Below are 3,071 nucleotides of genomic sequence, written 5' to 3'. Positions count from 1 at the left end.
ATCTGCATCGCCAGCTCGAAAGCCCGCGCGAACACCGATGCGATCTCGCCGGGCCCGTGCTCGATCAACTGTTCCAAGACCGCCTCAAGCGCCGTATCCTTCCGCCTGTTCATTCGTTCTTCTCCATGGTTGTGTTGCAACTCCATGGAATATCAGAATGGGCAGCTCGTGCTGGGGGGCGCCCCAGCACGAGCTCACGCCCCGCGTCTCAAGCGAATTTCCAGACCTGAGGGTACAATACCCACCAGCGCTGCCGCGTTCACTGGATGCGCAATGCGCTTGCCCATGCCCCGGCCAAGCAGCGTACGGCGGTGGCGGCGATGCTGAAGACGATCTTCGCGCAGGAGACAAAGGCCGAGGCCGAAGCCCAGTGGGAAGTGGTCGCGGATGCGCTTCGCGAGAAGCAGGAAAAGCTCGGCGTGTTCATGGACGCCTCCCGCGACGACGTCCTGGCCTACATGGACTTCCCGCGCGAGCATTGGACCCAGATCGCATCCACGAACCCAATCGAGCGAGTAAACCGCGAGATCAAGCGGCGCGCCGATGTCATCGGGATCTTTCCAAACGACGAAGCCATTGTTCGCCTGGTCGGCGCTCTGATGCTCGAGACAAACGACGAATGGACAGTCGCCCGGCGGTACATGTCGCTTGAAAGCCTCGCGCGCGTCACCGACAACGCAGACGTCAGATTGCCCACCGTGGCCACCTGATCAGCTTCGGACCTCTCCGAAGGTCGGCGCTCCTACACCACGCAATGGGGCACTATCACGCCGCGCGCCTGTCGGAAGAGGAGCTGAGCTTCCATCGCCCGCACGACGTGGTGGAAATCGATCTCAATGGCGAGCGTCTCGTCTATAGCCGCACGACGCAGGAGCAGACGGCGCTTCCAGGTTTCGCCACGGCCTCCGACGCGGATCTCGAGGCGTCGCTGGTTCAATGGCTTGAGCGTGAATGCCGTGCGCCGGACATCCCCCAGGCCGAGATGATGCCTTGGATCGCGGCGCTGATCACCGATCTTCTGACGGAGCGCGGCCTCGATATCCGCACCTTGATCGACTGGCAGCATCAGGTGGCCGCGCGCATCCGCTGGAAGCTGGGTTCCATCCGCGAGGAGGCGCGCCGTCGCGCCTACCAGATGGCCTTGCTGGATGACGAGGCCGCGCCGACCCATGACACGCGGCAGATCGTCCGGTTCGATGCCGAGACCTATGCCACAGTTCCGACCCAGCCCACAGGAGCCTTCCGCTTCCGTCGCCACCTATTGGGCGCCGACCGCGCCCCGCTGATTGATGGCGATGCGAACGGGGAGGAGTTTCAATGTGCCTGGGCGCTCGACAGTCTGGACGAGGTGGAAGTTTGGTCCCGAAACGTCGCCCGCCACCCGCTCTCCTTCTTCCTGCCCCGCGTGGGGCACCGCTTCTATCCCGATTTCATCGCGCGGCTCACCGACGGGCGGCTCTTTGTGGTGGAATACAAGGGCGAGCACCTGGTCGGGGCACCCGAAGCGCGGGAGAAGGACACGATCGGTCGCATCTGGGCACGAACGACGGGAAACGTCTTTCTCATGGTCCGCAAGATGGCACACGGCATCGACATGACGGGTCAGTTGCGCGCCGCGGTAGGAAGACGCGAATAGCTTCGTTTCGGGGTGTCCCGAACCGGGACTATTCCTCGAACAGCCTTGGCAAGTCACGGGCCCCGTGCAGCACTCGAACGACCCGAACTTCTTCTTCCTCAGCGAGGAAGAAGATCAGGTAGCGGCCATGTCGCGCAGACCTCAGGCCCGCGTGGAGCTCGTCGCGGGCGGGAAAACTCTCGGGTCGAGTCGCAACCGCCAGGATCTTGGCCTCGATCTCAGCCACGAAGGAAACGGCACGGTCGGGGTTATCGACCGCGATGAAATCGCCGATCTCGATCAGGTCTGCCCGCGCCGCGGGCAGAATGCTCAGGCGTCGCACGCTCAGGACTTGGCGGTGTAGCGTGCGCGCAGCTCGGCGAAGACCTGATCAGCCGGTAGACCCGGCCCACTGTCGAGCCCGGCTCGGACTGCGTCGCGCAGAGCTTCGAGATCACGGCGCTCCGTATCGCGGCTCCGGGACCAGTCCCGAAGCGCCTCCCGAACGACCTCACTGGTCGATGCGTATTCGCCGCCAGCCACCGTTTGCCGCAATGTTTCGGCCATCTCGGCAGGCATTGTGATGGTCATGCGTTCCACTGCGGGCATGAGTGATGGCCTCCTGCGTACGTCTTCCTTTATCATACTTATGATGCTTTGCTGCGATTACAAATGGAAGAATAAACAGTGTAGGAGGGTCCCCCTCTGTCAGGGAAGTTGTCGCCTGCTCTGATGCAGAAAGTGTATTCTGAGGCGGGCGGGACAGGACGACGAAATGGCTTACTCACCTGAACGGAAGGCTGCGGTGATCGGGAAGATGCTGCCGCCGAACAACATACCCTTGGGCCGACTTGCCAAGGCACTATCAGGTTGATGGCGTCATGGAAGGCCGGTAGCTCGCTTGGATGCTGAACCTCGACGATCTCTCCCGCCTCAAGGGGAACCGCTTTCCGCGCACCGTCATCGGATACGCCGTCTGGGCGTACCACCGTTTCGCCCTGAGCCTGCGAGATGTCGAAGACCTTCTGCCCGAGCGGGGCGTCGCCGTTTCCTATGAGACGATACGGGTGTGGGTCGCGAAGTTCGGGACGCAGTTCGCCGCGAAGATCCGACGCGATCGGCCCTGGCCAGCCGACAAGTGGCATCTCGACGAGGTCGTACTCAAGATCAACGGCACGAAGCATTGGTTGTGGCGGGCAATCGACGCGAAAGGCCATGTCTTGGACATCCTCGTGCAGTCATGCCGCGACACCGCGGCCGCGAAGCAGTTCATGCGCAAGCTCTTCAAGAGATGGGGCCTGCCGCGGGTGATGGTGACCGACAAGCTCGGATCCTATGCGGCGGCCAAGGCGAAACTCGCACCCGGCGTAGAGCACCGTCGCCACAAGGGGATCAACAACGCGGCAGAAGCATCGCATCGCCATACCCGCCGACGAGAGAAGGTCATGGGCGGGTT

Annotated in this window: 4 protein-coding genes and 1 pseudogene; 3 read left to right on the top strand and 2 right to left on the bottom strand. The window is 62.7% G+C overall.

Going from position 1 to position 3,071, the window contains the following annotated elements:
• Nucleotides 1–239 precede the first annotated feature (239 nt).
• Nucleotides 240–710: pseudogene (locus JSE7799_RS04655) on the top strand (transposase); the annotation flags it as partial.
• Between the two features lie 44 nt (nt 711–754).
• Nucleotides 755–1,636 carry a hypothetical protein gene (locus JSE7799_RS04650; RefSeq protein ID WP_055662573.1) on the top strand — a complete coding sequence of 294 codons (882 nt, stop codon included), beginning with the start codon at nt 755–757 and terminating at the stop codon, nt 1,634–1,636.
• A 28-nt stretch (nt 1,637–1,664) separates the two neighbouring features.
• On the opposite strand, the gene JSE7799_RS04645 is transcribed toward JSE7799_RS04650, so the two are convergent.
• Complete coding sequence (locus tag JSE7799_RS04645; protein ID WP_055662572.1) at nt 1,665–1,958, bottom strand: type II toxin-antitoxin system RelE/ParE family toxin; 294 nt, start codon at nt 1,956–1,958, stop codon at nt 1,665–1,667.
• Between the two features lie 2 nt (nt 1,959–1,960).
• Nucleotides 1,961–2,224, bottom strand: coding sequence for a type II toxin-antitoxin system ParD family antitoxin (locus JSE7799_RS04640; RefSeq protein ID WP_055662571.1), 264 nt, complete (start codon nt 2,222–2,224; stop codon nt 1,961–1,963).
• A 296-nt stretch (nt 2,225–2,520) separates the two neighbouring features.
• Between JSE7799_RS04640 and JSE7799_RS04635 the strand changes: the two genes are divergently transcribed.
• Nucleotides 2,521–3,071, top strand: a 551-nt coding sequence (locus tag JSE7799_RS04635) for an IS6 family transposase (RefSeq protein WP_055662570.1), incomplete at its 3' end; no start/stop codon positions are given.

It is taken from the genome of Jannaschia seosinensis, assembly GCF_001408515.1.
Lineage (GTDB): Bacteria > Pseudomonadota > Alphaproteobacteria > Rhodobacterales > Rhodobacteraceae > Jannaschia > Jannaschia seosinensis.
This window is presented reverse-complemented; position numbering and strand designations above follow the sequence as displayed.